Source organism: Rhizobium tibeticum (genome assembly GCF_900110205.1).
GTDB lineage: Bacteria > Pseudomonadota > Alphaproteobacteria > Rhizobiales > Rhizobiaceae > Rhizobium > Rhizobium tibeticum.
Genome location: NZ_FOCV01000004.1, coordinates 104,760 through 130,215, shown reverse-complemented (window position 1 = coordinate 130,215; position 25,456 = coordinate 104,760). Strand labels below are relative to the sequence as shown.

Genomic DNA, 25,456 nt, shown 5'->3' with positions numbered 1-25,456 from the left:
CCCCTACCCCCAGCCCCGTCAACCGGAAGCTGATCGACCTCAGTCGATCTCGATCCAGCGGCGCTCGTGGAACGACTGTGCCATGGCGTGAACGGACTTCTCTATCCTAAGACCGTCTTCGAATGTCACGATCGACGACGGCTCGCCGGAAACTGCGCGGATCAATTCGCGGCATTCGATGATTTTCAGGTCGTTGAAGCCAAGCCCGTGGCCTGGCGCCGGAATAAACCGATCATAGGGTTGGTGAGCCGGACCGGCGAGTATCTTGCGGAAGCCCTGTTCGGAGCCGCGGCCTTGCGCCTGGTAGAGCTCGAATTCGTTCATGCGCTCTTGATCGTAGGCAATCGAGCCCTTCGAGCCGAAGATCTGTAGCGCGATTCGACCTTTTCGCCCCCAAGCGGCGCGGTTCGCCATCAGCACAGCAGAGATACCCCCGTCGAGGCGCATGAGAACATTGGCCGCATCGTGATTTTCGACGTCGCGGCGGCCACCCTCCCTCAGCGGTCGGCTGCCGTACGGCTTCACCATATCCGCGATAACAGCCTCCACGTGACCGAACAGATACCAGAGCAGCGACAGCGGATGCACGGCGAAATCATCCAGAGCGCCGTAGCCGGCAGAAAGTTCGCTCTTCCAATAGAAGAAGACATCGGGATCGGCCATGAAGTCCTCGTCCATCTCGACGCGGATATGATTGACGGCACCGATCGCCCCTTCCTCGATCAGCGCCTTGATATGCCGCATCACGGGATTCTGGATGTAGTTGTAGCCGAGAACGGCAACCTTGCCCGAGGCCCGTGCCGTCTTCAGCATGCGCTCGGCATCGGCGTACACCGGCGCCATCGGCTTCTCGCACCAGACATGCTTGCCCGCGTCAAGCGCGGCAATCGCCATCTCGGCATGGAACTGGTTCGGCGTCGTGACGGAAACGACATCGACTTCGGGATCGGCGATCAGCGTGCGCCAATCGGCCGTCGCCTTTTCGAAACCGAATTCGGAGGCGCGCTTCCCGGCAAGCTCGGCATTGGCTTCGGCCAGATGAACCAGGCGCGGGCGCTCGACGTCGCCGAAGACGGCTTTGACCGCGTTCCACGCCAGGGCATGGCATTTGCCCATATAGCCGGTGCCGATCAGGCCGATTCCCAGTGCTTTCATCATTTCTCCTCCAGATGCCGAGTGGTTTTTGGAATATTTAGATCATTTTGACAAGCGTCCCTGCCGCGTACGCTTGCGCCACGAAACTTGAGAACTGTTCAAAACTCTTGGATTTCAAGGCAATAAAAACAATTGGGTTCCCGTATGAAAATCATTTATGGTGATCATTATGGAATGTTTATTTCGTCCAATGGACCGCATGCATGGACAGTGACAGCAAAACGACCCCTAGGGTTCCGCGCGACTTCGAGAGCCTGCGCAGCATCATCATCGAACGCAAAGCAAACATGCCTAAGCGCCTTGCACAGGTCGCGGCTTTTGCGCTCGGCAATCCTGATGAAATTGCATTCGGCACGACGGCAAGCATCGCGGCGGCATCCGACGTGCAGCCGTCGACCCTCGTGCGCCTCGCACACCATCTCGGTTACGAGGGCTTCTCGGACCTGCAGAGTATCTTTCGCGAGCGCCTGCGCGACCGCACGCTGTCATATGAAGAGCGACTCGTAACACTGGAGGAGGCAAGCGGCGAGGACGAAGATGCCAGCCTGCTTTCCGGCTTCATTTTCGCCGCAAGCCAATCGATCAATCGGCTGGCGGCCACGGTGCAAACGGACACCTTTGCCAAGGCAGTCGATATCCTCGCGGGCGCGGAGACGATCTACCTGATCGCCAAGCGGCGCTCCTATCCGCTGACGGCGCATATGACCTACGCCTTCTCGAAGCTGAATATTCGGCACCAGATCGTCGCTTCACCAAACGGCGTCGATCCGGAGATGGTGCAATTCGCGACGCAGAACGATGCGGCAATCGCCGCAAGCTTCTCGCCCTATGCCGCCGATAGCCTGAGCCAGGCGGAAGCACTGGCGGATCGCGGCGTGCCTGTCGTCGCCATCACCGATTCGGCTTTTTCGCCGCTTGCTGCTTGCGCCACCTGCTGGTTCGAGGTGGCGGAGGCGGACTTTGCCGGTTTCCGCTCGCTCTCGGCCTCGATGGCACTGGCGATGGCCCTGCCAGTCGCCATTGCCGAGCGGCGGCGTAAAAGAACTCACGCAAAATCGGTGAAATGAAAAATGGAATAAACATTCCGAATTGACAACAATACGGAACCGATGTTTCATTACTAGCAATCGGCAGGCACCAAGCCGTAGCTAAAATCTAGCGGGAGGACATCATGGCACAACCGAACCCGGGCTCGCAGCCGGAGCCGTCGCTTGACGTGATCACCATCGGCCGCTCCTCGGTCGACCTCTACGGGCAGCAGATCGGTTCGCGGCTTGAGGATATCGGCTCCTTTGCCAAGTCGGTCGGCGGCTGCCCCGCCAACATTGCCATCGGCACCGCGCGCCTCGGGCTCAAGTCCGGCCTGATCACGCGCGTTGGCGACGAGCAGATGGGTCGCTTCATCATCGAGCAATCGGCGCGTGAAGGGGTCGAGACGAAAGGTATCAGGACCGATAAGGAACGCCTGACGGCACTGGTGCTTCTCGCCGTCGAGGCCGAAGGCGTTTCGCCGATGATTTTCTACCGCTCGGATTGTGCCGACATGGCGCTCGATGAAGGCGATATCGACGAAAGCTTCATAAAATCGTCGCGCGCCGTGCTGGTGTCGGGTACGCATTTTTCCCGACCAAACACCGAAGCCGCACAGCGCAAGGCAATCCGTATCGCCAAGGCCAACGGCCGCAAGGTGATCTTTGACATCGACTATCGGCCGAATCTCTGGGGTCTTGCGGGCCACGCCGAGGGCTTCGAGCGCTATGTGAAGTCTGACCGCGTCTCATCTAAGATGAAGGAAACGCTTCCAGACTGCGATTTGATCGTCGGAACCGAAGAAGAAATCCTGATTGCCTCCGGGGCCGATGACGTGCTCGGCGCACTCAAGGAAATCCGCCGCCTGTCGCCGGCAACGATCGTTCTCAAGCGCGGCGCCATGGGCTGCATCGTCTATGACGGTCCGATCAGCGACAATCTGGAAGACGGCATTGTCGGCGAAGGTTTCCCCATCGAGGTGTTCAACGTGCTCGGCGCCGGCGACGCCTTTATGTCCGGCCTCTTGCGCGGTTGGCTGAAAAATGAGCCGCTGAAGACCTGCGCCACCTGGGCCAACGCCTGCGGCGCCTTCGCCGTTTCCCGCCTGCTTTGCTCGCCGGAATATCCGACCTGGGCCGAGCTCGATTTCTTCCTGAAGCACGGCAGCAAGCATCGCGCGCTGCGCAAGGACGACGCGATCAACCACATCCATTGGGCCTCGACCCGCAAGGGCGATATTCCGCTTCTCATGGCGCTTGCGATCGACCATCGCTCGCAGCTCACCAGCGTCTGCGACGAGCTCGGCGTCGATTACAAGAAAATTGTCGCCTTCAAGCGCCTTGCCGTTCAAGCCGCCGCGCGTGTCGCGGATGGCCGCACTGGCTATGGAATGTTGATCGATGAGCGCTTCGGGCGCGACGCCTTCTTCGATGCGGCGACCAAAAACTTTGCCTGGATCGGTCGCCCTGTGGAACTGCCGGGATCAAAGCCGCTGCGCTTCGAGTTCAGCCAGGACATCGGCTCGCAGCTCGTGGAATGGCCGCTCGACCATTGCATCAAGTGCCTGTGCTTCTACCATCCGGATGATCCGGCAGCACTGAAGACCGAACAGCAGGAAAAGCTGCGCACGCTATTCGAGGCCGCTCGCAAGGTCGGCCGCGAACTGCTCATCGAGATCATAGCAAGCAAGAACGGGCCGTTGACGGACGATACGATCTCGACGGCGATGGACGAGCTTTATGCGCTTGGCATCAAGCCCGATTGGTGGAAGCTGGAGCCTCAGGCCTCGACGGCTGCCTGGAAGAAGATCGACGCCGTAATCGCCAAGAACGATCCCTGGTGCCGCGGCATCGTGCTGCTCGGCCTTGAAGCGCCGGCCGACGAGCTGGTGAAGGGCTTCGAGGCGACGCTGGCGGCCCCTTCCGTCAAAGGCTTTGCCGTGGGGCGGACGATTTTTGCCGATGCGGCACGCGCCTGGCTGTCCGGCAAGATGAACGACGAGGAGGCGATCGCCGATATGGCCGGACGCTTCCGCCAATTGACCGAGGCCTGGTTGAAAACCCGCGGCCTACATTAATTAGAGCATTTGGGAGGTGCCCCATGGGCAAGACTGTACGATTGACGATGGCGCAGGCGGTTGCGCATTTTCTCAAGAAGCAGATGACCATCGTCGACGGCAAGAAGGTGCCGGTCTTCGGTGGCGTCTGGGCGATCTTCGGGCACGGCAACGTTGCCGGCATCGGCGAAGCGCTCTATCAGGTGCGCGGTGAACTGCCGACCTATCGCGCCCACAACGAGCAAGGCATGGCGCATGCGGCCATCGCATATGCCAAAGCGAGTTTCCGCCAGCGATTCATGGCGTGCACCACCTCCATTGGCCCCGGCGCACTCAACATGGTGACGGCTGCCGGCGTCGCGCACGTCAATCGCATTCCTGTTCTCTTCCTGCCGGGCGACGTCTTCGCCAACCGCGCGCCGGATCCGGTGCTGCAGCAGATCGAGGATTTTGGCGATGGTACGGTGTCGGCCAACGACGCCTTCCGCCCGGTTTCGCGATATTTCGATCGGATCACGCGACCGGAACAGATCATCGCGGCGCTGAAGCGTGCCATGCAGGTGCTGACCGATCCACTGGATTGCGGCCCGGTTACGCTGTCTCTTTGCCAGGACGTGCAGGCGGAAGCTTTCGATTATCCAGAGAGCTTCTTTGAGGAACGCGTCTGGACGACGCGCCGTCCGCGCCCGGATGCCGATGAGCTGGCGAATGCGATTGCGCTCATCAAGAAATCCGAAAAGCCGGTCATCATCGCTGGCGGCGGCGTCCTCTACTCGCAGGCGACCAAGGAACTGACCGCCTTTGCCGAGGAGCACCGCATTCCGGTCGTCGTCACGCAGGCCGGAAAGTCGGCGATCGACGAGCGGCATCCGCTGGCGCTTGGCTCCGTTGGTGTCACAGGCACATCGGCGGCCAATGCGATTGCCGTCGAAACGGACCTGATCATCGCGGTCGGCACGCGCTGCCAGGACTTCACGACCGGTTCGTGGGCGCTCTTCCAGAACGAGAAACTGAATATTCTCGGCCTGAACATCGCCGCCTACGATGCCGCAAAGCACGACGGCCAGACGTTGGTGGCCGACGCCCGCGAAGGCCTGAAGGCCGTGTCGAGCGGCCTCGCCGGCTGGAAGGCGCCGGCTGCATTGGCGGAGAAGGCCGAACGGGAAAAGCACGTCTGGATGGAGGCAGCCGCCAAGGCGATGGCGAGCACCAACGCCGCCCTGCCCTCCGACGCCCAGGTGATCGGCGCGGTCACGCGCTCGATCGATCTCGAAAAGGCAATCGGCCTCTGCGCAGCGGGCGGTTTGCCGGGCGAGATGCACAAGCTCTGGCCGGCGACCGCACCGGGCAGCTACCATATGGAATACGGCTTCTCCTGCATGGGCTACGAGATCGCCGGCGGCCTTGGCGCCAAGATGGCGCATCCCGAAAAGGAAGTGTTCGTCCTCGTCGGCGACGGCTCCTACATGATGCTGAATTCCGAGCTGGCGACATCGGTCATGCTCGGCCTGAAGCTCAACATTGTGCTGCTCGACAATCGCGGCTACGGGTGCATCAACCGCCTGCAGATGGCAACCGGGGGTGCGAACTTCAACAACCTTCTGAAGGACGCGCACTACGAAGTGATGCCGGAGATCGATTTCCGGGGCCATGCCGAGAGCATGGGGGCCGTTGCGGTGAAGGTCGCGTCGATCGCCGAGCTCGAGAAGGCAATCGCCGACTCGAAGAAGAACGACCGCACATCGGTCTTCGTCATCGACACCGACCCGCTGATCACCACGGAAGCCGGCGGCTACTGGTGGGATGTTGCCGTCCCCGAAGTCAGCCCGCGCGAGCAGGTCAACAAGGCGCGCAAAGCCTACGTCGAAGCGCGCGCCGCCCAGCGTATCAGCTAGTTGATTGTTGTCGTTTTTCGGAAGAGCGATTGCCGTTCTTCGGAAAATGCGTTTAAGGAGAATATTGATGAAGGCCAAACTTGGCATGTCGCCGATCGCGTGGTGGAACGACGACCTTCCGGAGCTCAGCGACGATGTATCCCTTGAGGAATGCCTGCGCCAATCGCGCAGTGCGGGCTTTACCGGCATGGAACAGGGCCGCCGCTTCCCCAACGATCCCAAGGAGATGCTGCCCATTCTGCGCGCCGCCGACGTGACGCTTTGCGGCGGCTGGTTCTCGGGCACGCTGGTCGACGAGGAACTTGCCGCCAACAAGGACCGCATCGCTCCGATGATCGAGCTGTTCAAAGCGGTCAATGCGCCCTGCATCGTCTATGGCGAAACCGGCCGCTCCATCCAGGGCGACCGTTCCAAGCCGCTTGCGACCAAGCCGCGCCTCTCCGACGACGAGATGAAGGCCTATGCGCGCCGTGTCACCCAGTTCGGGGAATGGTGTGCCGATGAGGGCATGCCGCTCTCCTATCACCATCATATGGCCGCCGTGGTCGAAACCGAGCCGGAACTCGACGCCTTCATGCGCAATTCCGGCCAAGGCATTCCACTGTTGCTCGATGCCGGGCACCTGGCCTTTGCCGGCGGCGACGTGTTGCGCGCCATTGGCAATCACCACGCCCGCATCAACCACGTTCATGTCAAGGACATCCGCAAGCCCGTGGTGGACGGGTTGGACCGCAGCCGGCAGTCCTTCCTTGATGCGGTGGCGCTCGGCGCTTTCACCGTGCCGGGCGACGGCTCGCTCGATTTCGGCGCCATCGTCCAGCGGCTGGCCGATCACGGCTACGAGGGATGGTTCGTCGTCGAGGCCGAACAGGATCCGCGCAGGGCTCCGCCGCAGAAAATGGCCGAGATTGGCCACGCCGAACTGATGCGCGTCATGACCGCCGCCGGCTACACGGTGGAAACCGAAGGCTTCCCCAAGGAATAGCGCGCCGTCCGTGACAGGTGTGGCCAATTGCATTTCTGCTCCTCCCACGACCCCTCGCGCAACGCGGAGGGGTCGAGGACAAGAAAGCCAGATCATCAAGGAGTACCACGAATGCCAAACCTCAAGGTGAAACCGTCGGGCGCGCACGGCCGCGTTACTCATGTCACGCCGGAAAATGCCGGCTGGACCTATGTCGGCTTCGACATGCATCGGTTGAGGCCCAATGAAACCGTTTCGGGAGAAACGGGCGAACGCGAGGTTTGCCTCGTCTGGGTCAGCGGCAAGGGCAAGGCCAAGGCCGGCACCAAGGATTTCGGCACGCTGGGCGAGCGCATGAGCCCCTTCGATGGTGCACCGCATGCGCTCTATATTCCGATGGAATCCGCGTGGTCGGTGACGGCCGAGACGGACCTCGAACTCGCGGTCTGCTCTGCTCCGGGCGGCGGCACCTACGAGGCGAAAGCGATTCCACCCGGCACCCACCCGGCACTGACGCGTGGCAAGGGCACCAATGTGCGCCACGTCAACAACATTATGCCCGAAGACGACGCCTCGGCGCATTCGCTGTTGGTCGTCGAAGTCATCACGCCGGGCGGGCACACGTCGAGCTACCCGCCGCACAAGCACGATCAGGACGATCTTCCCAACGAGAGTTTCCTGGAAGAGACCTACTATCACCGCCTCAACCCGCCGCAGGGCTTCGGCTTCCAACGCGTCTACACCGACGACCGATCGCTGGACGAAGTGATGGTGCTCGAGGACGGCGACGTGACGCTGGTGCCGAAAGGCTACCATCCTTGCGCGGCCTGCCACGGCTATGACCTCTACTATCTGAACGTCATGGCTGGGCCAAAGCGCATCTGGAAGTTCTACAATGCGCCGGAACACGAGTGGCTGCTGAAAGCCTAAGCGAGATGACGATCGCTAAATAATCTGACAGCGCCGCAGAGGCGCTGATGGTTCAATTCCTCCATCAACATCCACGGATGGAGGAATGTCATGCGACACCCGACCGAGACACTGCCCCTTCACAGGTCCTTTTCAAAGCAAGCGTTCGGGCCATGGTTGGTCGCAACGCTTCTCGGCCTGATCCGGTGGAGCGTGCGCAAGCTGGCCGAACGGCGAGATCGTAATGCGCTGCTGGAGCTTTCCGACGAACAGCTGAAAGATATCGGCCTCTCCCGTGGTCAGACCGGAAGCGATGTCCATATCTACAGCCGGCATTCGTCTAGCAATCGCAATGATTGTGGTAGCATTGGATAGGCCGATGATCCTGCCCGGTCCGAGAAGGTAATGAAGCTGATGTCGCAATTCTCGAGCGCCCTGCTGTTGAGGACGAAAACGATCGCGATTCGCGATGTCGTCTGCAGCGGCGAGTGCCGCCACAAAAGCGATGAAGAATGCGCGCACAAGACCAGCTTGGTTTATCCCTATCGCGGCGTCTTCATGCGCCATGTCGGACGTAACGACACCGTCGCGGAAGCCAATCAGGTGCTGTTCTTCAACGCCTCGCAAGGCTATCGGATCAGCCATCCGGTCGAGGGCGGGGATGCCTGCCTCGATCTTGCGATCGATGAGGCGCTGTTGGCAGAACTTGCCCCCAAAGAGCAGTTGCAATCCTCCATTCCGGTCTCCTTCCATCGCCAGCGGCGACGCATCGACCCGCGCGCGCAAGCGCTCGTTGCGCTGCTTCGCCATGGTCTGCATCGAGGCGCCGCCGAAACCCTGGAGGCGGAGACATTGGCTCTCACGTTGGTGCGACGTTCGCTCGGGGAGCAGACTTCGCACGGCGCAGCTGCAAGCGTCGGCCGTCAGAAACTCGTCGACCGCGCAAAGCTCGTGCTCTCTTGCGATCTTTCGCGACGCTGGACGCTCAGCGATGTTGCGGCAGAGGTTGGCGTCTCCCCGGTCTATCTCACCCAGGTCTTCCAGCAAGTGGAGGCGACGCCGCTCTATCGCTACCAGTTGCGGCTGCGCCTTGCCCGTGCGCTCGATCTGCTCGGCAGGTATGAGGATCTGACGGCGCTCGGGCTCGATCTTGGCTTCTCCAGCCACAGCCATTTCGCATCGTCCTTCCGGCAGGCCTTCGGCCAGACGCCAGCGGAATTCCAGCGCGCAGCGCGCTTGCGGGCATGATCGCTAAAGATTTCGACAGCGGTCCTGTGGGTGGAATGCTCTGATGGCATCGTCCCAAGCCGGGACTGCAAACGGAGGATAATCCCATGAAGAAGACCACATGTGCCGCCTGCGACTGTGAACTCGGCCCCGACACCATCAGCGTGAAACTCGGCGGGAAAACCGTCGAGGTTTGCTGTCGGGAATGTGCTGAGGCCTTGAAGGAGGCCTCGGCAGCCGCAAGCAACGCGCCTGGCAAAGACTAGGTGCCTCACTGGATGTCGAGCACGAGATGCGGAACGCCGTTCGACGTCTTGCGCGGCGATACGCCGTTGCCGTCGATCTGCGCATTGATTCGCTGACGGAAGGCGGAAAAGCTCTCGAAGGTCACGACATCCACCGGTTCGTCGAAGTGGATGGTGATCTTGTGGAGCCCGCCTCCCGGCTGCCCCGCAAGCGCGAGCACCTTGCCGGTGAACGGCTGGTTCAGATAGCGGCCGTGCACCAGGGAGCCGACGGAGATGGCGGCGATTGGCTCGTCGTTCCGCCGAGTGGCGAGTGCGGAGAGCGTATTCCAGTCGCGCACGCCGTGCTGCTGGGCAACGAGTTCGAGCACGGCGCTGTGAGAGATCACAGTGCCGCGTGTTTCCATGGCATGGCGAAGGCGTCTGGCTTGCGATTTCAGTTCTTCGATTGTCGGATATGCAATGGTCACGGATTCAGCCTTTCGGAAGGCATGCCATTTCGACCTGTACAAGGGAGCTCGCATTGCCTGCAGTCAGCATGCACCTGCACCAAATTGGCTGTGACTGGTCTTGTCGAGGACTTCACCATGGACTTGTCGTCCGCGAGCGGCCGGCGCCTCGAGCCACGCCCGATATGCTGGAAGGACAGCGGGCTGTCAAGCGGCGCCTAAACCTCAGCGACCGCCCATCCCTGCCCAATAATGACGCATTCTGCTCTCCAGACAGGCATAAGCCTCGGATTGTAGGGAGATTATTCAGAAGTTGTCAGCAATCTTGCGCTAGTCTCGAAACCTACAACAAGCGGAGGCTACCATGGCCTTTCAGATGCACCTCGACACAGAGCACCCGCAGCCCGAGCAGGCTTACCGGGAGTTTGCGCTCGACCGCCCCGGCAAGATCATCTTCGTCGGGCATCACCTCAGCACGGGAACGCAGGTCCGCTGCCTGATCCGCACCATCACGCTTGCGGGCGCGGTGCTGGAGGTCAATCCGAACCTCGAGGTCCCGAACCACTTCTTCCTCGAGATCCTCGGCATCCATGACGAGATCGGCTCGACGGTGGTCAAGCGCGAGGGCGACCTTGTGACGATCAGCTTCAACATGTTGATCAATCCGGAATTCCTGCATCACGTCTTGAGGCTGAACTTCGAAACGTAGCCTCGATCCGGCCCGCTCTCACACTTCGCCTGCGAAAGCGCGGCGCTTCTCGCGGCACTGCGCCTTGCGGCCCGCCAGGCGATGAACCGAACGATCAGTTGAAGGTCCTGCCATTCCGGCCCTTCGAGCGGGTCGGCGAACCGATCCCGGCGAACTTTCCGACCACAAACTTGAAACGCATTCCAGAGAGCCACCCAGTTGAGATCCATTGCTTCAGCCTCCATCTATTGCTGGAGTGACTGAGCTAAGTCGTCCGGTGCTCTTGATGTAGACGCACAGGAGAAAGGGGGTTTTCATCCATGAAGGATGCGAGTTGGGACGATCTGCAACTGTTCTTTCATGTCGCGACCGGCGGCGGGCTCTCGGCTGCGGCAACGCAAACCGGCCTCAGCGCGCCTACGATCGGCCGTCGCATGCTGGCACTGGAGCGCGCGACGGGACGCGCGCTCTTCAGTCGCGGCCCGACCGGATACTTGCTGGCCAAGGACGGCGTTGCGCTCCTCGAGCGGGTGCGCTTGATGCAGGAAGCAGCCCAGTCCATTGCGGATTGGCGGGGCGAAGTCCTGACGTTTCCCATCGTCTCAATGGCCGCGGACAGCTGGACATCACGCTTTATCGCTTCCCGCCTTGCCAACGTCTGGACCCCGAAGGACGCTTTTCGCATGTGCTACAAGACTTGCGATGCCGGCGTCGACTTCACCTATCGCGAGGCGCACATCGCCATACGCCATAGCCGCCCCGACAGCGGCAATGTTGCCATCCGCCGATCCGTCACCGTTGCACATGCCGTTTACCAGGCACGCAGCTTCGACGATCGCAACCGCAACTGGATTTCACTCGGCACCGACATCGCCACGACGCCAGCCGACAAGTGGACATTCGAGCAACCGGATTATTGGATCACAGGCTGGACGAATACGCCGCATATGCTGCAGGGGGTGCGCCAGGGGCTGAGAACCGGCAGCACAGGTAAAACCCACACTTGTACAATATAGCGTCAGGCGGCCAGATGCCGCTCTATCTGGTCAACCGGCAGATTGATATAATCCTTCGGCACCTCAGCCGAAATCGCAGCCTGAACATCGGCCGTCAGATTGCCGCGTAGCGTACCGAGTGCCTTTGGCGGCGCAACCAGAATGATCCGACGCGCGTTCTTTTCGCGCACCAGTTCATCCATCTTTGCGGCAACCTGCTTCAGAAACGCGGCTTCGGCCTGCTCGTGCCAATCCGTTTGCTCCACAGCACGAGCGCTCTGCCCATCGGCCGCGTGGGTTCGACCCGGTTTGTCGGTGCCTATTTCGCGGTCCGGTTCATTAGGCTGGCTCAAGATCTCCTCAACCTTGAGGTTCATCAATTCCACATCGCCTGCGTTCCGCAGGATCAATGCCTTGGCACCATCGCAAACGACCACCCACGATTTCGACGGAACTCTGACATCAACCATTGTGATTTCCTCGCTTTACAATTTTGGAGCGCCGGACGTCTCCGACAATTATGCAAACGTGCGGGCCGGCAAAGAGTTCGATGACATTTCGCGACAATGACGGTGCTTGGCGATCCAAGGCGATCGGCGCGTAAAGGCGATATAGTCAGAAAGGCTCTAAGCGGGCAGAAAAAGGCCGCATCGCTAAAATTGTATTTTCTTCTTTGACAATTGCGCAAAGCATTCGTGTGAGGCTCCAATCGAAGAGGACCGGGATCACCTTGGTTCAAGGGAGACACGCGGGATGTCGATGCTTCGCGCCACACACCTTGCGACCGTAAAATCCGCGGTTTACGAGACGCGTTGGGAACAATTCAACGTAAGGCGCCCAGCCCGGATCGTCGCGGTGCGACCCTGCCTCACCGGTATCTCCATTCGCAGTGCGGAGATCGTCGATATCTCGCGCGGTGGCGCCACGTTTATCGTGTCATCGACCGCAGGCCTGCCGAAGCACTACTACCTCAATATTCTTGGCCTTGCCTATCGCATCGGTTGCGCCGAAGTCTATCGCAACAACGAACGGATCGGCGTCCGGTTCATCAATACGATCGAGCCCGAAGTTCTGCGTCGAGTCGTTCGCGCCGACTTCATGAGCGGCAATGTGGAAGCTATCGAGGCTCGCGGCGCCGTGCGCATGTAAATCGCCTGGACCTGGAATAATGTTTCTTGCCTTGGCGGCAGCAGGGCCTATTGTCGGTCCGATTTTTCACAGCATCCAGGAAATTGCCCCAGCATGTCCGCCTTCTCGCGCTTCACGCCGCTTGCTAGCGCCCTTCCCTCCACCGTTCCTTTCGTCGGCCCAGAAGCGATCGAACGTCAGCGCGGCCTCCAGGTCAAGGCGCGCATAGGCGCCAACGAGAATGGCTTCGGCCCTGCCCCGTCGGTGCTCGCCGCCATGCGTGAGCAGGCTGGCGAGATATGGAAATACAACGATCCTGAAAACTACGTGCTTAGGGAAGCACTTGCCAACCATCTCGGCGTCGGAATCGACTCTGTCGCGATCGGCGGCGGCATCGACGAACTGCTCGGCCAGATCGTACGGCTCGTGATCGAGCCGGGGGCACCTGTCGTGACATCGCTCGGTGGCTATCCAACCTTCAATTTCCACGTTACCGGCTTCGGCGGGCGGCTCGTCACCGTGCCTTACGCGAGCGACCGCGAGGATCTCGACGGTCTCCTTGAGGCCGTCAAGCGCGGGAACGCGCCTCTGGTCTATTTCGCCAATCCGGACAATCCCATGGGAAGCTGGTGGGATGCCGAAAGCATCGTCGCATTTGCTCGTGCGCTGCCGGAAACCACCATGCTCGTCCTCGACGAGGCCTACAGCGAAACCGGGCCGGCAGGATCTCTGCCCTCGACCGACGCACTGATCGAGCTGCCCAACATCGTGCGCACGCGCACCTTCTCGAAAGCCTACGGCCTCGCCGGCGCCAGGGTCGGTTACGTCATTTCGACGCCCGGTACGGCGCGCGCTTTCGACAAGATCCGCAATCATTTCGGCATGAACCGGCTGGCAACGGTCGCTGCGCTGGCCGCACTCAAGGATCAGGCCTATCTCGCCGAGGTGGTGGCCAATATCCACGGCGCGCGTGACCGGATCGCCGGTATTGCCAAGGCCAACGAGCTGCTTCCGCTCGCCTCCGCGACGAATTTCGTTGCGATCGATGCCGGACGCGACGGCACCTATGCCCGTGCCATCGTCGATGGCCTGATGCAGCACGGCGTCTTCATCCGCATGCCGGGTGTGGCTCCGCTCAATCGCTGCATCCGCGTCAGCGTCGGACCGGAGGCCGACATGGCGCTTTTCGAGGAAGCATTGCCGCAGGTGCTCAAGGCGCTGGGTTAATGCAAGGAACCGCGCCGGCCTTGTTCCTGCCGGTCGCGGTTGCTGTTCGTGGCATCGGTCCGTCCAAAGCGCCTCCCTACCCCTCTTTTGAGGTTGTTATCGGTTTCGCCCGCGCGTTAGCGGGCAGGCGGTCCTCAGTGGATCGTCATCCATTCGCGAGCAGCACGTAGCGCCTCTACGAGCTGCATCTTGTCCATGCTTGCAGCAACGTCGGCGCGAAGCTCCGCGGCGCGGTCGTTGCCCTTGATCGCCGCGATATTCAGCCACTTGTGAGCGGCCACTAGATCGACGGCGCAGCCGCGGCCGGTCGCATACATCAGACCCATTTCGCAGAAGATGTCGGCGTTGTTCTCGCCACCCATGGTGGCCATTTCAGCATTGTGCATTTCGAAGCGTGCCATCGGTTTGTCCCTGTTTAGCCTGTTGTCGACTTACCCTGTTTTACCTTTGGGACCTGCCGTCTATCGCGGCTTTAGTACCCTTCGGTTCGGCGGGTTTGCCCCGCTCGTTTGATGGCTCCACTATGCCAAGGGGCTTTCAAAAAACGCCTAAAATGCATGATTAATTTGAGACAAACAAAGTGCAAATGCTTGGTAAAATTGGTCTTTTGTTAAACATCGGGATCCCTGCAGATTAAGGATTTTCGACACAATTTTACGGAATATTAAGATCTGAAAATCAACCTTCCGTTCACCACGAAATCACTACCCCTTGCGTGAAGTGGAAGATATCGAAGCTTCTGAGTTATGAAAAACCGTTGTCCCGAATGGCGAAAAATACATTTACGTTTACGTTCGCGTCATATATTTTCGCGCCTGGACATTAGGGAGGAACGAATGATCCGCACACTTATTCTCGCTGGCGCATTGGTGCTTGCCGCCGGGGCAGCCTTTGCAGACGAGCCGATCGTCGGCAACTGGAAGACGGCTGCGGGCGATACGGCCCATATTGCATCGTGCGGCGGCAGCTACTGCATCGTGCTGAAGTCAGGCAAGTATGCCGGCAAGAAGATTGGAACGCTTGCAGGAAGCGGCGTCACCTATACCGGCCAGATCACGGATCCGGCCAACGACAAGACCTACAGCGGATCGGGCAACCTTCTCGGAAATTCGCTGAAGATGAAGGGGTGCGTCCTCAGCGTGCTCTGCAAATCGCAGACCTGGACCCGCCTGTAAAAAGAACGAACCGGAAAGAGAAGCGCCTGGAAACCGCCGGGCGCTTTTCTGCATTGGGTGTCAGCGGGCGCGCTGATTGAACAGTATCTTCTGTGCTTCCTTGTCCTCGGCAAGGTTGCTGCGTTCGCGCTCTTCCTTGCCGATCGCCGTGCCACGGATCACGGCCGGACGCCCCATCATCGTCTCGAACCAGCGCTTGAGGTTGGGAAACTCGTTGAGGTCCTGTCCCTGCTTCTCGTAAGGAATGACCCAGCCGATGCAGGCCATGTCGGCGATCGAATAGTCGCCGGCGAGATAATCGCGCTCTGCCAACCGCTTGTTCATCACGCCGTACAGGCGGTTTACTTCATTGGTATAGCGCCTGATGCCGTATTCGATCTTCTCCGGCGCATAACCGCGGAAGTGATGCGCCTGACCCGCCATCGGGCCCAATCCGCCCACCTGCCAGAAAAGCCACTCCTCGATCTGGACGCGTGTGCGCTCGTCCGCAGAATAGAACTTCCCAAATTTGCGGCCGAGATACTGCAGGATGGCGCCCGACTCGAACACGGAGATCGGTTCACGGCCAGGACCATCCGGATCGATGATCGCGGGCATGCGGTTGTTGGGGGCGATCTTCAGGAATTCCGGCGCGAATTGCTCGCCCCGGCCGATATTGATGTACTTGACCTCGTAGGGAACGCCGAGTTCCTCGAGCATGATGCTGATCTTCCAGCCATTTGGCGTCGGCCAATAATAAAGCTCAATCGGTGCCGTCATGAAAATCTCCTTTGCGGGACTAAAGAGATAAGCAGCGCCCGCCGCGCTTCAAGCTGCCCGGCTTCCTGAACGCCTGATGAACCGTGATCTCAGCACCGGTTCAGCCACAACGTGGCAAAACTGTCTCAACGCTAAGGCGATACCGGGGCAGAGTCATGGATATGCTCATTTTGGCAAGACGCTTCACCATCATCACACTGTTTGCGGCGCTCTTCGCCGTCAGCTTCTCGGCAGTTGTCAGCCGCAATGCGGGCGGCGGTGCGCAGTCTCATTTCGGAGCCAACTACACCTGCTTCGACGCCACCAGCCCATTCTGCAGGACAAGCCGCTAGTCCATCGGCGCGGCGGCACATCGCCGCGCCCAAATCGGTGCAATCCCCTCCGACGCGTCGTTTGCTTGTTAAAAACAACACTCTATAATGGCGCATGAGCAAACGAATCTCTTCCCCCCTCGACATTTCGTCCCCGTCACCCTTCGTTCCGCAAACCTTTGACGATCCGGTCAAGGCTGTCGACGTGCTGACGGAACTTTACGAGCGCAACACCACCTTCCTGATTGAGAGCTTCGCCAGGCTCGCCAAGGGCGCGCCGATCACATCGCGCTATCGCGCCTTCTATCCGCAGGTGAGCATCGAGACGACGAGTTACGGCCACATCGATACCCGCCTGTCCTACGGCCATGTTACCGCTCCCGGCGTCTACACGACGACGATCACGCGGCCGCAGCTTTTCCGGCACTATCTGAAGCAGCAGCTTGGCCTGCTGATGAAAAATCATGACGTGCCGGTCGTCGTCTCTGAATCGACGACGCCTATTCCGTTGCATTTTGCTTTCGGAGAGGGCGCGCATGTCGAGGCATCAGCCGCAGCCTTCCTGGACATTCCGATGCGCGATCTCTTCGACACGCCGGACCTGAATACGACGGACGACGAAATCGCCAACGGCGAATACATCCCGCCGCCGGGTGAACCTTCGCCGCTTGCGGCCTTTACGGCCCAGCGCATCGACTATTCGTTCGCCCGTCTTGCGCACTACACGGCAACCGGCGCGCAGCACTTCCAGAATTTCGTGCTGTTTACGAACTACCAGTTCTACATCGACGAATTCTGCCTCTGGGCACGCAAGCTGATGGCAGAAGGGGGCGATGGCTATACTGCCTTCGTCGAGCCTGGCAACATCATCACGCATGCCGGCTCCAGTCAGCCCGAGACCGACGTTACGCTTGCACGCCTGCCGCAAATGCCTGCCTACCACCTGAAAAAGAAGGGGCATGCCGGCATCACCATGATCAACATCGGCGTCGGCCCGTCCAACGCCAAGACGATCACCGACCACGTGGCCGTGCTTCGTCCGCATGCCTGGCTGATGCTCGGCCATTGCGCTGGTCTGCGCAACAGCCAGCGCTTGGGCGATTATGTCCTGGCACACGCCTATATGCGCGAAGACCATGTCCTGGACGACGATCTGCCCGTCTGGGTGCCGATTCCGGCGCTTGCGGAAGTGCAGGTAGCGCTGGAGGGTGCGGTCGCCGAGGTCACCGGTTATGAAGGCTTCGAATTGAAGCGAATCATGCGCACCGGCACGGTCGGCACGATCGACAACCGGAATTGGGAGTTGCGCGACCAGCGCGGCCCGGTCCGACGCCTGTCCCAGGCACGCGCCATTGCGCTCGACATGGAGTCGGCGACGATTGCAGCGAACGGCTTCCGCTTCCGCGTACCCTACGGCACTTTGCTCTGCGTATCGGACAAACCGCTGCATGGCGAATTGAAGCTGCCGGGCATGGCGACTGCATTCTACAGGACGCAGGTCAACCAGCACCTGCAGATCGGCATCCGTGCGATCCAGAAGCTCGCGGCAATGCCGCCGGAAACGCTGCATTCACGCAAGCTCAGGAGCTTCTTCGAAACGGCCTTTCAATAGGCCGTTTTCCTTACTGTCGTGTGGCGGCAACCGCGTTGGTGGCGAGCTGACGCTCATAACGCTCGCCGGCCGTATCCAGCGCTAGGATAGAGATCGCAAAAAGGGCAGCGACCGCAGCGAGCCTGGTGATCATGGCCCGCGTCGTTGGCAGGTCCGTATCGACCCGATGAGGCTGCTTGTCCTGTTGGCTTCTTGCCCGGATGCAGTTCGCCAGCACAATCTCGAAAAGACTCATCGTCGTCACTCCATGTTGTTGACGACACTTGGTCGAAGCCAGCCTGCTCGTTTCGACGCAAACTTCCGCAAAAAGATTTTCTCGCATCCTGTCGAAATCGCCCTAGGCTGATCGTCCAATGATTATTGGCACCAGGGAGAGCGAACGATGAAATATCTCTGCCAGGTCTGGTTCGAGCCTGCGACGCTTGAAGCGATGACCGATGAGGAGAAAGGGAGCCTCGACAGGGCGTCCCTCGGCTACGATGATGATCTGATCGCTAGCGGCCACATGGTCACCGCGCACGCGCTGCAATCGCCGAAGAATGCCGTGACCGTCCGCGTTCGCAACGATGAAATGTCGGTGACGGACGGCCCTTTTGCGGAAACAAAGGAGCAACTCGGCGGCTTCATTCTCATCGACGCGAAAGATCTCAACGATGCCATTCGCGTTGCGGCCGGCATCCCGCTCGCGAAGCTGGGATCGATCGAAGTCCGGCCGATCTACGATATTCCGGTCCACAATTGAGAGAGACGTCATGAAGTATCTCTGCCAGATCTGGTTCGACACCGAGAAGAGCAAGCTCGTACCGCAGGAAGAGTGGGATGTGCTGACGCAAGAGTGCATCGCAAGCGACGATCATTGGCGGGAGCGCGGCGTCCTGCAGGCCGCGCTTGCGCTGCAAGCGCCCGAGGCGGCGGTAACCCTGCGCCTGAGGCAGGGCATCACCACGGCAACCGACGGTCCCTTCGCCGAGATCAAGGAACATCTCGGTGGCTTCGTGCTGATCGAAGCCGCCGACATGGAAAAAGCCAAGGCGGTTGTCTCGACATTCCCCATACTGAAGTACGCCTCCATCGAAATACGCCCGGCCTATTCCATCAAAGACGGGAGATAATGCGATGCGCTATGTTTGCTTGATCTACAATTCGGCCGACGTTGACGGTCGACAGACCGCGGCCGAAACCGAGGCCGTCGTTCGCGCTCATTTCAGCTTCGACGAAGAGTTGCGCGATCGTCGCACGCTGATCCATGCCGACGCTCTCGAGACGCCTGATAAGGCTGTCGTCCTGCGAGTGCGCAACAATGAGCTCAGCATGACGGACGGCCCCTATGTCGAGACGAAGGAGCATCTGGCCGGCGTGTATGTTATCGATGCCTCCGACATGGATGAGGCGAAGGCAATCGCTGCTGGAATTCCGTGCGCCAAAATTGGCGCGGTGGAGGTCCGCCCGGTGCGGATATTGACACGACCGGAGTGAATTTTGGAACGCCTGATCGAGGATATCTACCGATCGCAGTCTCGCCGGGTGCTTGCGACGCTCATCCGCCTCCTCGGCGACTTCGACAGGGCCGAAGAGGCCTTGCATGACGCGTTTGCCGCCGCCGCGCGGACATGGCCACGCGATGGCGTTCCGGCCAATCCCTTCGGCTGGCTCGTGTCCGCCGGACGATTTCGTGCGATCGATCACATCAGACGCCGGTCGCGGTTCGATATGTCGGTGAAGGACATCGAGGAAAGTCTGTACGGCTCTTTCGACGAAACGGAGATCGGCGACGTGGACTTGATTGAAGACGACATGCTCCGGCTGATCTTCACATGCTGCCATCCGGTCATACCGGCTGATGCGCAGATGGCGATGGCGCTCCGCGAGATATGCGGGCTTACGACGGAGGAGATCGCTCACGCGTTTCTTGTCCCTGCTCCGACTGTGGCGCAACGTATCGTGCGTGCGAAGAACAAGATCCGCACGGCGAACGTTCCCTATGAGGTCCCTGAGCGCGACGAATTGCCCGAGCGGCTCGACCGGGTGCTGCATGTCATCTACCTGGTCTTCAACGAGGGCTATTCCGCCTCTTCCGGCAACGAGGTGATCCGCACGGATCTGACCTCGGAAGCGATCCGGCTCACACGGCTGCTCGCGCGTCTCCTGCCGCATCCTGACGTCTCGGGACTGCTTGCCCTGCTACTTCTGCAGGACTCGCGTCGCGTCGCCAGGCGAAGCTCGGAGGGAGGTCTCATTCTCCTTGCCGATCAGGATCGCAGGCTTTGGGATCGTGAAAAGATTAGCGAAGGCCTTCAACGCCTCGACGGCGCCATGCGAAATGGTGAGGTTGGTGTCTACACGCTACAGGCAGCCATCGCCGCGGAGCATGCGCGGGCTGAGACGCCTGTGGAAACGGACTGGCGGCGCATCGTCGGTTACTACGATCTCTTGCTTTCCGCGCAGTCGTCGCCGATTGCCGAGCTTAATAGAGCAGTCGCAGTGGCGATGGTGGAGGGAGCAGAAACGGGATTGCAACTCGTAGACGCGATCCTGCAGACGGGAGAACTGGAGAGCTACCATCTTGCGCATTCCGCCCGTGCCGATTTTCTGCGGCAGCTGGGGCGGAAGGCAGATGCGATTGCGGCCTACGAGGCAGCCTTGCGGCTGTGCCAGCAGGCGCCGGAGCGAGCATTTCTGAGCAAACGAATCTCAGAGCTTTCGACGGCGGCCGAGCGGCAGTGAGATTGCCGTGCCTGTCAGGGCCGAAACGATGATCAGCAGGTGCGCATTGATGCTTGCCTGTGCCAAGGCAGCGAGGGCCGTCTTTTCGCTCGATGCGCCAAGAGCCATGGCACCGGCGGCTATGCCGGCCGGATAAGTACCCACGCCACCCGGCGCATGCACCGGAAGCACCGAGGAGAGTTCGCCGCCAAGCGCCCCGCCGAAGCTTGCAGCCATCGGCAAAACACCCATGAGGTTGAGCGCCCAGGCGAGCACGAGAACCTTGACGAGCCAGTTGATGACCGTCATCGCCCAGGCGCGCGTGAAGGCTGCTGCATCAACTGGGAGTCCCCTCTTGATCTCGACCACAAGCTTCTGCGCCTTGGCCGGTAGAAGCCTGCTGGCAAGCCGCAACAAGGGTTGCCTGAGCGCAAAAGCGACCACAGGCAGTGACAGGAAAGCCGTCCAGACAACCCATGCGATGATCTTGTCCTGTGACGCGATCGCAAACCCAATACCGGCGGCAGCCAGCAAGGCGTGTAGATCGAGCAGGCGCATAACGAGGAGCGCAGACGTGCCGCGCGCCAGCGGGATACCGAACTCGGTACGCATCAAGACCGGAAAGCTGGTCTCCCCGGTTCGAAACGGCAGCATGATGTTCAGGAGGTTATGGATCTGCGTCACGCGGAAGAGCACCTTGAAGCGACCGGCGGTCTCGCGCGGAAAGTAGTCGTAGATGCGCCAGGTCCTGAGAAAGTAGGTGCTAGTGAGCAAAATCAGGGCGCCAATAACCGGGATTGCACCCACTTCAGCCCATTGCCCGAGGATGACCGGCCAGCCCCAGAACCACTGGATAAAAAGCGCATAAACAGCCACGATTACGATCGTCAGCAGGGTCATCCGATTGCGGATAAACCAGGATTGTCGGCTGGCAACAACCGGAAACTTCATATAGTAGGTCCTGACTATCGCGGCGAAAGCCGCCTGTGGCCGTGCGCCTTGTAGGAGAAATCAAACGTGCAGACAACGGTGGACTCGCGTCAAGGCCTCGTGGAAGCGATGCGGCCGGTCGAATTGTCGCTGGTAGTGCCTGTCTTCAACGAGGAAGAGAGCGTCGGCCCACTTATCGATCGTATCTGCTTGGCCATGGCAGGCTATCCCGACCAATGGGAGCTTATCCTGATCGACGATGGCAGCACGGACGCGACGCTGGCAAATGCGCGCAAGCATATCGGCCGTGAGGGACTTGTCCTGAAGATTGTCGAACTGCAGCGCAACTTCGGCCAGACCGCCGCGATGCAGGCAGGCATCGACGCCGCGACAGGGCGGTTGATCGCCACGATGGACGGCGACTTACAGAACGACCCGAAAGATATTCCGTCCATGGTTGGCGAACTCGAGCGCCGCCAGCTCGATCTTCTGGTGGGCTGGCGCAGGAACCGTCAGGACGGTCTCTTGCTGCGCAAGATCCCATCGTGGTGCGCCAACTACCTGATCGGGCGCATTACCGGCGTGAAGCTGCACGACTATGGCTGCAGCCTGAAAATCTACCGTGCCTCGATCATCAAGCAGGTGAAGCTGATGGGCGAAATGCACCGCTTCATCCCGGCCTGGGTCGCCGGCGTCGTGCCGAGCTCGCGCATCGGCGAGATGGTCGTCACCCACCATGCCCGTCAGCACGGACAGTCGAAGTACGGCATCTCGCGCACCTTCCGTGTCATCCTTGATCTGCTCTCGGTCATGTTCTTCATGCGCTACAAGGCACGGCCCGGCCACTTTTTCGGCTCGCTCGGCCTTGGCCTTGGTGCAATCTCCGCGCTGATCATGTTGTATCTGTTCGTCGACAAGTTCATCTTGGGCAACGATATCGGCACCCGCCCGATGCTGATGGTCGGCATCGTCTTTATGCTTTCCTCGGTCCAACTGATCACGACCGGCATTCTCGCCGAGATGATCGCCCGTACCTACTACCGTGACGATACCTCGCCGAACTATATCGTCCGCCAAGTCTTCGACGGAAGTGAGAATGCGTAATCTGCTGGCTCGCAAGCCGGACACCGTTGTCCTACTGCTGGCGGCATATTTTGTCGTCGCCATAGTCGTTCGCCTGCTCGTGCCAAACGGTTTGCGGGTGGATGAATCCCAGCAGGCGTTCTTCTCGCAATGGCTTGTGGCCGGCTACGACACCCAGCCGCCGCTCTATAACTGGTTCCAGGCGACGGTCGTGTCCGTCTTCGGACTGTCGATCGCAACGATTGCCTCAGCCAAGAATCTGGTCCTTTTTCTTCTTTTCCTGAGCTACTACAAGCTCGCAAAACTTGTACTCGATGACCGGTTGTTTGCTGCCATCGCGACGCTATCGCTGTTCACGATTCCACAGGTTTTCTGGCAAGCACAAAGGGACCTGACCCATACGGTCGCCCAGATGCTGATGATCAACCTGTTTATCTACAGCATCATCAAGACGCTGAAGGCGCCTTCGCTGTTCTCCTACGTGATGATCGGCGCGACGCTCGGCCTCGGCATGCTGTCGAAGTACAATTTCAGCCTCGTCGCGTCTGGGGCACTTATTGCGGTGCTCCTGCATCCGGAGGGCCTGAAGCGGTTGCTCGACCGACGCTTCCTGATGTCATTGGCCATTGCGGTCGTGATCTTTCTACCGCATGGCCTTTGGCTACTCGACAATGTCAGCCTAGCGGCAACCCGCACGTTAAATACAATGGCGCAAGAAGCGCCAAGCGGCGCATTCGCGAAACTGATCAAGGGGCCGACCGAATTCTTCGGGCAGATCCTCGTGATCATCGCGCCTCTCGTCGCAGTTTATGCGATCATATTCGGCAAGAAGTTTCTCCGCAATCTGAGGCCGACAACCGTCTGGGCTCACTTTTTCGACACGATATTCCTGGCGATTGGTCTGCAGGTTCTGCTGCTGGTTTTCGCCATCGGCATAACATCCATGCGCGACCGATGGGTGCTACCCTTCCTGTTCCTGATGCCGATCGCATTTTGCCTGAAGATGCAGGCGCGTGGGATTCGAGCCGAGGATTTCGCGAAGCGCTTCTTTGTCGTGCCGCTTGCCGTGATGATCGTTGCGCCGTCGCTGGTCTTCGTACGCGCGAACGTGCCGACGCTTTTTGGCCGACCAGAGGCCTATAATGCGCCTTACGAGGAGTTCGTCAGCAAGATTCTTGCCGAGGAAGGCAAGCGCCCAGGGCTCGTGTTAACCGATGGCTGGGTCGCGTCCGGCAACATGCATCTACAACTGCCCGAGGTTCCGACACTATGCACGTTTTTCGGCAATCTGGAGGTCGACTACGAGTGGAGCGCAGAGAAGCCAATCTTGGCCGTTTGGCTTACCTCCCAAGAGGCTTCGGCTTTGCAGCCGGATTTGGCTGCATGGGTACAGAAAAATCTCGGCCCGCAATACCCTGCCGTGGCGGTGAAACACATGAGTGTCGGGTATGTTCGCGGGCGAGCGGAAGACCAGCGTCTCTTCAGCTACGCATGGATCTATCCACGCGAGCCAAGCTAGACGCACCGTTCTAGTTCCGCAGTTCTTTCCATGCAGCGCCAAGCGCGATCTTTGCGATACGCGCCATCTCATCCACCTCCTCGTGTGTAATAACAAGTGGCGGTGAAGCCAGCATCCGATCTCCAGTAGCGCGCAGAACAAGACCGTTTGCGAGAGCGTTATTGCGCACCAGCGCGCCGACCGCATCCGGCTTTTCGAAGCGCGTGCGGCCTGCCTTGTCGGCGGTCAATTGAAGCGCTCCCATGAGGCCGACGCTTACGGCCTCTCCAACGAGATCGTGTTCGCCAAGCGCGCCCCAGACCTTGCCAAAGTACGGACCGATGTCGTCACGAACGCGTTCGACGAGCTTTTCGTCCTCGATGATACGGAGATTTTCGAGCGCTGCGGCAGCGCAAACGGGGTGACCGGAGTAGGTAAAGCCGTGATTGAAGTCCCCGACCTCGTTGATCAGAACGTTAGCGATACGGTCGCTGACGAGCACACCACCGATCGGGAGGTAGCCCGACGAAAGCCCTTTGGCTATCGGTGCAAAATCTGGTTCGACGCCGTAGTGCTGGTGGCCGAACCATTCCCCGAGACGGCCGAAACCGCAGATGACCTCATCGCAGACAAGCAGGATGTTGCGGGACTTGCAGATGCGCGCGATCTCCGGCCAGTAGGTTGCGGGCGGGATGATGACACCCGCGGCCCCCTGAATCGGCTCCGCCACAAACGCCGAGACATTCTCTTCGCCGAGTTCGTCGATCTTGGCCTCCAATTCACGTGCGACCTTCAGACCGAACTCGGCCGGAGACAACTCACCACCCTCGCCGTACCAGTAAGGTTGTCCGATGTGCACGATGCCCGGTATCGGCAGGTCCCCCTGCTCATGCATATACTTCATGCCGCCGAGGCTGGCGCCGGCAACGGTCGAGCCGTGGTAACCGTTTTTCCGGGCGATCACGATCTTCTTCGAGGGCTTGCCGACCGCGCTCCAATAGACGCGCGCCATACGGAACCAGGTGTCGTTTGCCTCGGAGCCGGAACCGGTGAAAAAGACGTGGTTGAAGTGCGGCCCCGCATGGGAGGTGACCTTCTCCGCAAGGAGCGTGGCCGGTGTCGTCGTCGTGCCGAAGAAGGTATTGTAATAGGGCAGCTCATTCATCTGCCGGGCAACGGCGTCGGCAATCTCCTTGCGCCCATAGCCGACGTTGACGCACCACAGCCCGGCAAAGCCGTCCAGATACCGCTTTCCCTGACTGTCCCAGATGTAGACGCCCTCGCCACGCTGAATGACACGGGTGCCGTCAGCATTCAGCTTCGCCATGTCGGAGAACGGATGCAGGTGGTGTGCCGCGTCGATGGCGGCGAGATTGGAGCGCGCGTAAGTATCGGACATAATTTGCAAATCACCTTCA

27 protein-coding genes and 2 pseudogenes are annotated in these 25,456 nt (G+C 60.0%); 21 read left to right on the top strand and 8 right to left on the bottom strand.

Going from position 1 to position 25,456, the window contains the following annotated elements:
• Positions 1-39 precede the first annotated feature (39 nt).
• A complete protein-coding gene (locus BSG20_RS06000) occupies positions 40-1,155 on the bottom strand; it encodes a Gfo/Idh/MocA family protein (RefSeq protein WP_072372666.1) in 1,116 nt (371 codons plus the stop codon).
• 203 nt (positions 1,156-1,358) lie between these two features.
• Between BSG20_RS06000 and BSG20_RS05995 the strand changes: the two genes are divergently transcribed.
• The 8 genes and pseudogenes from BSG20_RS05995 to BSG20_RS36335 all read left to right on the top strand — a co-directional run bounded on the left by BSG20_RS05995 (position 1,359) and on the right by BSG20_RS36335 (position 9,501).
• Positions 1,359-2,222: a MurR/RpiR family transcriptional regulator gene (locus BSG20_RS05995; RefSeq protein ID WP_072372310.1), complete on the top strand. Its 864-nt coding sequence runs from the start codon at positions 1,359-1,361 to the stop codon at positions 2,220-2,222.
• 104 nt (positions 2,223-2,326) lie between these two features.
• Positions 2,327-4,261, top strand: coding sequence for a bifunctional 5-dehydro-2-deoxygluconokinase/5-dehydro-2-deoxyphosphogluconate aldolase (locus BSG20_RS05990; protein WP_072372308.1), 1,935 nt, complete (start codon positions 2,327-2,329; stop codon positions 4,259-4,261).
• A 23-nt stretch (positions 4,262-4,284) separates the two neighbouring features.
• Complete coding sequence (gene iolD, locus BSG20_RS05985; RefSeq protein WP_072372306.1) at positions 4,285-6,135, top strand: 3D-(3,5/4)-trihydroxycyclohexane-1,2-dione acylhydrolase (decyclizing); 1,851 nt, start codon at positions 4,285-4,287, stop codon at positions 6,133-6,135.
• 67 nt (positions 6,136-6,202) lie between these two features.
• Entirely contained in the window at positions 6,203-7,120 is a 918-nt protein-coding gene (iolE, locus tag BSG20_RS05980) for a myo-inosose-2 dehydratase (protein WP_072372304.1), read from the top strand.
• Positions 7,121-7,231: 111 nt separating this feature from the next.
• Positions 7,232-8,029 carry a 5-deoxy-glucuronate isomerase gene (gene iolB, locus BSG20_RS05975; RefSeq protein ID WP_072372302.1) on the top strand — a complete coding sequence of 266 codons (798 nt, stop codon included), beginning with the start codon at positions 7,232-7,234 and terminating at the stop codon, positions 8,027-8,029.
• A 183-nt stretch (positions 8,030-8,212) separates the two neighbouring features.
• Positions 8,213-8,383, top strand: a pseudogene (locus BSG20_RS38785) (DUF1127 domain-containing protein); the annotation flags it as partial.
• 39 nt (positions 8,384-8,422) lie between these two features.
• Complete coding sequence (locus BSG20_RS05965; RefSeq protein ID WP_072372663.1) at positions 8,423-9,256, top strand: helix-turn-helix transcriptional regulator; 834 nt, start codon at positions 8,423-8,425, stop codon at positions 9,254-9,256.
• Between the two features lie 86 nt (positions 9,257-9,342).
• Complete coding sequence (locus BSG20_RS36335) at positions 9,343-9,501, top strand: hypothetical protein (protein WP_167371544.1); 159 nt, start codon at positions 9,343-9,345, stop codon at positions 9,499-9,501.
• 5 nt (positions 9,502-9,506) lie between these two features.
• Here the strand turns inward: BSG20_RS36335 and BSG20_RS05960 are convergent, their stop codons facing one another.
• The gene (locus BSG20_RS05960) at positions 9,507-9,950 is read right to left on the bottom strand and encodes a glyoxalase superfamily protein (RefSeq protein WP_072372660.1); all 444 of its coding nucleotides are present in this window, start codon (positions 9,948-9,950) and stop codon (positions 9,507-9,509) included.
• Positions 9,951-10,305: 355 nt separating this feature from the next.
• Between BSG20_RS05960 and BSG20_RS05955 the strand changes: the two genes are divergently transcribed.
• Positions 10,306-10,638 (top strand): hypothetical protein, encoded by a 333-nt coding sequence (locus tag BSG20_RS05955; RefSeq protein ID WP_024313714.1) that lies wholly within the window; start codon positions 10,306-10,308, stop codon positions 10,636-10,638.
• A gap of 299 nt (positions 10,639-10,937) precedes the next feature.
• Positions 10,938-11,570 (top strand): annotated as a pseudogene (locus tag BSG20_RS05945) (LysR family transcriptional regulator); the annotation flags it as partial.
• Between the two features lie 65 nt (positions 11,571-11,635).
• On the opposite strand, the gene BSG20_RS05940 reads toward BSG20_RS05945, so the two are convergent.
• Positions 11,636-12,082: a baeRF12 domain-containing protein gene (locus BSG20_RS05940; RefSeq protein ID WP_072372298.1), complete on the bottom strand. Its 447-nt coding sequence runs from the start codon at positions 12,080-12,082 to the stop codon at positions 11,636-11,638.
• A gap of 283 nt (positions 12,083-12,365) precedes the next feature.
• Here BSG20_RS05940 and BSG20_RS05935 point away from each other — a divergent pair, with 283 nt between their 5' ends.
• Both BSG20_RS05935 and BSG20_RS05930 read left to right on the top strand, forming a co-directional pair.
• A complete protein-coding gene (locus BSG20_RS05935; protein ID WP_072372296.1) occupies positions 12,366-12,761 on the top strand; it encodes a pilus assembly protein PilZ in 396 nt (131 codons plus the stop codon).
• 93 nt (positions 12,762-12,854) lie between these two features.
• Complete coding sequence (locus BSG20_RS05930) at positions 12,855-13,967, top strand: pyridoxal phosphate-dependent aminotransferase (protein ID WP_072372294.1); 1,113 nt, start codon at positions 12,855-12,857, stop codon at positions 13,965-13,967.
• 134 nt (positions 13,968-14,101) lie between these two features.
• Here BSG20_RS05930 and BSG20_RS05925 read toward each other — a convergent pair whose 3' ends face one another.
• A complete protein-coding gene (locus BSG20_RS05925) occupies positions 14,102-14,368 on the bottom strand; it encodes a sel1 repeat family protein (protein WP_024313720.1) in 267 nt (88 codons plus the stop codon).
• A gap of 435 nt (positions 14,369-14,803) precedes the next feature.
• Here BSG20_RS05925 and BSG20_RS05920 point away from each other — a divergent pair, with 435 nt between their 5' ends.
• Positions 14,804-15,142: a DUF2147 domain-containing protein gene (locus BSG20_RS05920; RefSeq protein ID WP_072372292.1), complete on the top strand. Its 339-nt coding sequence runs from the start codon at positions 14,804-14,806 to the stop codon at positions 15,140-15,142.
• A gap of 60 nt (positions 15,143-15,202) precedes the next feature.
• Here BSG20_RS05920 and BSG20_RS05915 read toward each other — a convergent pair whose 3' ends face one another.
• The gene (locus tag BSG20_RS05915) at positions 15,203-15,901 is read right to left on the bottom strand and encodes a glutathione S-transferase N-terminal domain-containing protein (protein WP_072372290.1); all 699 of its coding nucleotides are present in this window, start codon (positions 15,899-15,901) and stop codon (positions 15,203-15,205) included.
• A gap of 155 nt (positions 15,902-16,056) precedes the next feature.
• On the opposite strand from BSG20_RS05915, the gene BSG20_RS36330 reads away from it, so the two are divergent.
• Positions 16,057-16,233 carry a hypothetical protein gene (locus BSG20_RS36330; RefSeq protein WP_167371543.1) on the top strand — a complete coding sequence of 59 codons (177 nt, stop codon included), beginning with the start codon at positions 16,057-16,059 and terminating at the stop codon, positions 16,231-16,233.
• A 94-nt stretch (positions 16,234-16,327) separates the two neighbouring features.
• Complete coding sequence (amn, locus tag BSG20_RS05910) at positions 16,328-17,824, top strand: AMP nucleosidase (RefSeq protein WP_072372288.1); 1,497 nt, start codon at positions 16,328-16,330, stop codon at positions 17,822-17,824.
• A 10-nt stretch (positions 17,825-17,834) separates the two neighbouring features.
• Here amn and BSG20_RS05905 read toward each other — a convergent pair whose 3' ends face one another.
• Complete coding sequence (locus BSG20_RS05905; protein WP_072372657.1) at positions 17,835-18,059, bottom strand: hypothetical protein; 225 nt, start codon at positions 18,057-18,059, stop codon at positions 17,835-17,837.
• A 147-nt stretch (positions 18,060-18,206) separates the two neighbouring features.
• Between BSG20_RS05905 and BSG20_RS05900 the strand changes: the two genes are divergently transcribed.
• From BSG20_RS05900 to BSG20_RS05885, 4 genes are read left to right on the top strand one after another with little or no spacing between them, the layout of a single operon-like run.
• Positions 18,207-18,566 (top strand): YciI family protein, encoded by a 360-nt coding sequence (locus BSG20_RS05900; protein WP_072372286.1) that lies wholly within the window; start codon positions 18,207-18,209, stop codon positions 18,564-18,566.
• A 10-nt stretch (positions 18,567-18,576) separates the two neighbouring features.
• Positions 18,577-18,936, top strand: a complete 360-nt coding sequence (locus BSG20_RS05895) for a YciI family protein (RefSeq protein WP_072372284.1) — start codon at positions 18,577-18,579, stop codon at positions 18,934-18,936.
• Positions 18,937-18,940: 4 nt separating this feature from the next.
• Positions 18,941-19,300 carry a YciI family protein gene (locus BSG20_RS05890; RefSeq protein WP_072372282.1) on the top strand — a complete coding sequence of 120 codons (360 nt, stop codon included), beginning with the start codon at positions 18,941-18,943 and terminating at the stop codon, positions 19,298-19,300.
• A 3-nt stretch (positions 19,301-19,303) separates the two neighbouring features.
• The gene (locus BSG20_RS05885; RefSeq protein ID WP_072372280.1) at positions 19,304-20,548 is read left to right on the top strand and encodes an RNA polymerase sigma factor; all 1,245 of its coding nucleotides are present in this window, start codon (positions 19,304-19,306) and stop codon (positions 20,546-20,548) included.
• Here the strand turns inward: BSG20_RS05885 and BSG20_RS05880 are convergent.
• Positions 20,516-21,478 (bottom strand): lysylphosphatidylglycerol synthase domain-containing protein, encoded by a 963-nt coding sequence (locus tag BSG20_RS05880; RefSeq protein ID WP_072372279.1) that lies wholly within the window; start codon positions 21,476-21,478, stop codon positions 20,516-20,518. The genes BSG20_RS05885 and BSG20_RS05880 overlap by 33 nt on opposite strands.
• A gap of 66 nt (positions 21,479-21,544) precedes the next feature.
• On the opposite strand from BSG20_RS05880, the gene BSG20_RS05875 reads away from it, so the two are divergent.
• Both BSG20_RS05875 and BSG20_RS05870 read left to right on the top strand, forming a co-directional pair.
• A complete protein-coding gene (locus BSG20_RS05875) occupies positions 21,545-22,561 on the top strand; it encodes a glycosyltransferase family 2 protein (RefSeq protein WP_072372277.1) in 1,017 nt (338 codons plus the stop codon).
• Positions 22,554-24,059 (top strand): glycosyltransferase family 39 protein, encoded by a 1,506-nt coding sequence (locus tag BSG20_RS05870; protein ID WP_072372275.1) that lies wholly within the window; start codon positions 22,554-22,556, stop codon positions 24,057-24,059. The genes BSG20_RS05875 and BSG20_RS05870 overlap by 8 nt, the downstream gene beginning before the upstream one ends.
• 10 nt (positions 24,060-24,069) lie before the next feature.
• Here the strand turns inward: BSG20_RS05870 and BSG20_RS05865 are convergent, their stop codons facing one another.
• Entirely contained in the window at positions 24,070-25,437 is a 1,368-nt protein-coding gene (locus BSG20_RS05865) for an aspartate aminotransferase family protein (protein ID WP_072372273.1), read from the bottom strand.
• Positions 25,438-25,456 lie beyond the last annotated feature (19 nt).

What these genes read in the sequence shown, in the direction of transcription:
- BSG20_RS05930 (WP_072372294.1), top strand. Translation starts at nt 12,855, where the DNA reads ATGTCCGCCTTCTCGCGCTTCACGCCGCTTGCTAGCGCCCTTCCCTCC.
- BSG20_RS05880 (WP_072372279.1), bottom strand. Translation starts at nt 21,478, where the DNA reads ATGAAGTTTCCGGTTGTTGCCAGCCGACAATCCTGGTTTATCCGCAAT.
- iolB (WP_072372302.1), top strand. Translation starts at nt 7,232, where the DNA reads ATGCCAAACCTCAAGGTGAAACCGTCGGGCGCGCACGGCCGCGTTACT.
- BSG20_RS06000 (WP_072372666.1), bottom strand. Translation starts at nt 1,155, where the DNA reads ATGAAAGCACTGGGAATCGGCCTGATCGGCACCGGCTATATGGGCAAA.
- BSG20_RS36330 (WP_167371543.1), top strand. Translation starts at nt 16,057, where the DNA reads ATGGATATGCTCATTTTGGCAAGACGCTTCACCATCATCACACTGTTT.
- BSG20_RS05915 (WP_072372290.1), bottom strand. Translation starts at nt 15,901, where the DNA reads ATGACGGCACCGATTGAGCTTTATTATTGGCCGACGCCAAATGGCTGG.
- BSG20_RS05955 (WP_024313714.1), top strand. Translation starts at nt 10,306, where the DNA reads ATGCACCTCGACACAGAGCACCCGCAGCCCGAGCAGGCTTACCGGGAG.
- BSG20_RS36335 (WP_167371544.1), top strand. Translation starts at nt 9,343, where the DNA reads ATGAAGAAGACCACATGTGCCGCCTGCGACTGTGAACTCGGCCCCGAC.
- BSG20_RS05920 (WP_072372292.1), top strand. Translation starts at nt 14,804, where the DNA reads ATGATCCGCACACTTATTCTCGCTGGCGCATTGGTGCTTGCCGCCGGG.
- BSG20_RS05890 (WP_072372282.1), top strand. Translation starts at nt 18,941, where the DNA reads ATGCGCTATGTTTGCTTGATCTACAATTCGGCCGACGTTGACGGTCGA.
- BSG20_RS05990 (WP_072372308.1), top strand. Translation starts at nt 2,327, where the DNA reads ATGGCACAACCGAACCCGGGCTCGCAGCCGGAGCCGTCGCTTGACGTG.
- BSG20_RS05965 (WP_072372663.1), top strand. Translation starts at nt 8,423, where the DNA reads ATGTCGCAATTCTCGAGCGCCCTGCTGTTGAGGACGAAAACGATCGCG.
- BSG20_RS05870 (WP_072372275.1), top strand. Translation starts at nt 22,554, where the DNA reads ATGCGTAATCTGCTGGCTCGCAAGCCGGACACCGTTGTCCTACTGCTG.
- BSG20_RS05895 (WP_072372284.1), top strand. Translation starts at nt 18,577, where the DNA reads ATGAAGTATCTCTGCCAGATCTGGTTCGACACCGAGAAGAGCAAGCTC.
- BSG20_RS05865 (WP_072372273.1), bottom strand. Translation starts at nt 25,437, where the DNA reads ATGTCCGATACTTACGCGCGCTCCAATCTCGCCGCCATCGACGCGGCA.
- iolE (WP_072372304.1), top strand. Translation starts at nt 6,203, where the DNA reads ATGAAGGCCAAACTTGGCATGTCGCCGATCGCGTGGTGGAACGACGAC.
- amn (WP_072372288.1), top strand. Translation starts at nt 16,328, where the DNA reads ATGAGCAAACGAATCTCTTCCCCCCTCGACATTTCGTCCCCGTCACCC.
- BSG20_RS05905 (WP_072372657.1), bottom strand. Translation starts at nt 18,059, where the DNA reads ATGAGTCTTTTCGAGATTGTGCTGGCGAACTGCATCCGGGCAAGAAGC.
- BSG20_RS05940 (WP_072372298.1), bottom strand. Translation starts at nt 12,082, where the DNA reads ATGGTTGATGTCAGAGTTCCGTCGAAATCGTGGGTGGTCGTTTGCGAT.
- BSG20_RS05995 (WP_072372310.1), top strand. Translation starts at nt 1,359, where the DNA reads ATGGACAGTGACAGCAAAACGACCCCTAGGGTTCCGCGCGACTTCGAG.
- BSG20_RS05900 (WP_072372286.1), top strand. Translation starts at nt 18,207, where the DNA reads ATGAAATATCTCTGCCAGGTCTGGTTCGAGCCTGCGACGCTTGAAGCG.
- BSG20_RS05925 (WP_024313720.1), bottom strand. Translation starts at nt 14,368, where the DNA reads ATGGCACGCTTCGAAATGCACAATGCTGAAATGGCCACCATGGGTGGC.
- BSG20_RS05935 (WP_072372296.1), top strand. Translation starts at nt 12,366, where the DNA reads ATGTCGATGCTTCGCGCCACACACCTTGCGACCGTAAAATCCGCGGTT.
- iolD (WP_072372306.1), top strand. Translation starts at nt 4,285, where the DNA reads ATGGGCAAGACTGTACGATTGACGATGGCGCAGGCGGTTGCGCATTTT.